Origin of the sequence: Loktanella sp. DJP18 (assembly GCF_049310965.1) — a bacterium.
GTDB lineage: Bacteria > Pseudomonadota > Alphaproteobacteria > Rhodobacterales > Rhodobacteraceae > Loktanella.
In genome coordinates this window covers 1-1,333 of sequence record NZ_JBMERN010000323.1, presented here as the reverse complement: position 1 = coordinate 1,333, position 1,333 = coordinate 1, and the positions used below count along the sequence as shown (strand labels likewise).

The 1,333-nt window shown below is 58.8% G+C and carries 1 protein-coding gene and 1 pseudogene; both read left to right on the top strand.

The features are described 5' to 3' along the window. A partial coding sequence (locus tag ACOI1H_RS25620) for an IS256 family transposase (protein ID WP_422441148.1) occupies window positions 1-738 on the top strand: 738 nt, incomplete at its 5' end. Beyond that, window positions 729-1,333: pseudogene (locus tag ACOI1H_RS25615) on the top strand (IS3 family transposase); the annotation flags it as partial. The gene ACOI1H_RS25620 and the pseudogene ACOI1H_RS25615, both read left to right, overlap by 10 nt.

Genomic DNA, 1,333 nt, shown 5'->3' with positions numbered 1-1,333 from the left:
GACTTTGGCAACCGGCGGTTTCTCTACATCTGGGTGGACGGGGTCTACTTCAAACCGCGCATGGCCGAGGAAAAACAATGTGTTCTAATGATCGTCGGGGCGGACGAATACGGCCGCAAGGAGCTGCTGGCGATGACCGACGGCTTCCGCGAAAGCACCCAGAGCTGGCGCGAGGTGCTGCTCGATCTCAAGCGCCGTGGCCTGAAACAGGACCCAAAATTGGCTATTGGCGTCGGCGCTCTGGGGTTCTGGACGGCCCTGCGCGAGGTGTTCGCCACGACGCGGGAGCAGCGTTGCTGGGTCCACAAGACCATGAACGTGCTGAATGCGCTCCCGAAATCCATCCAAGCCAAGGCGAAGGCGCATCTGCACGACATCTGGCAGGCTGAGACAAAAGCCAAAGCGAGCGCCGCCTTCGATTTCTTCGTCGCAACCTACGGAGTGAAATGGGACAAGGCGGTGGCCAAGCTGATCAAGGACCGCGACGCGCTGCTGGCCTTCTATGACTATCCGGCCGAACACTGGAAACACATCCGGACATCAAATCCGATCGAAAGCACCTTCGCAACGGTCCGGCATCGCACGAAACGCACCAAGGGGGGCCTGAGCCGGACGACCGGTTTGGCCATGGCCTACAAGCTGATGATGTCAGCGCAAAAGAAATGGCGCAAACTCGACGGCCAAAACCGCCTTCCTGAGCTTGTCCAAGGGATTGAGTTCCGCGACTGTATCGCATGATCACCGGGCTGCTGAACAACAGCGGCTGGCATGTAAATCACAAGCGCGTTGAACGGATATGGCGGCAGGAAGGGCTGAAAGTCCCGCAAAAACAGCCGAAGAAGGGCCGACTCTGGCTCAATGATGGGTCATGCGTGAGGCTGCGGCCGGAGCGCCCGAACCATGTCTGGTCCTATGACTTTGTCCAGGACCGAACCCACTACGGGCGGAACTTCCGCACGCTGAATATCATTGACGAGTTCACGAAGGAGGCGCTGGTGATCCGGGTTAAACGCAGGCTCAATTCAACGGATGTGGTTGACGCCTTGACTGATCTGTTCATCCTACGCGGTCCGCCGGAATACATAAGGTCGGACAATTGCGCAGAATTTATCGCCAAGAAGGTGCGCGCCTGCATCGGCACCGTGGGCGCGAAAACCGCATTCATCACACCCGGCTCACCGTGGGAGAACGGCTACTGCGAGAGCCTCAACGCCCGTTCCCGGGATGAGTTGCTCAACGGCGAGGTCTTCACCACGTTACGCGAGGCCCAGATCCTGATCGAACGCTGGCGTCGTCACTACAACACGGTCAGGCCACACAGCGCTTTGGGATA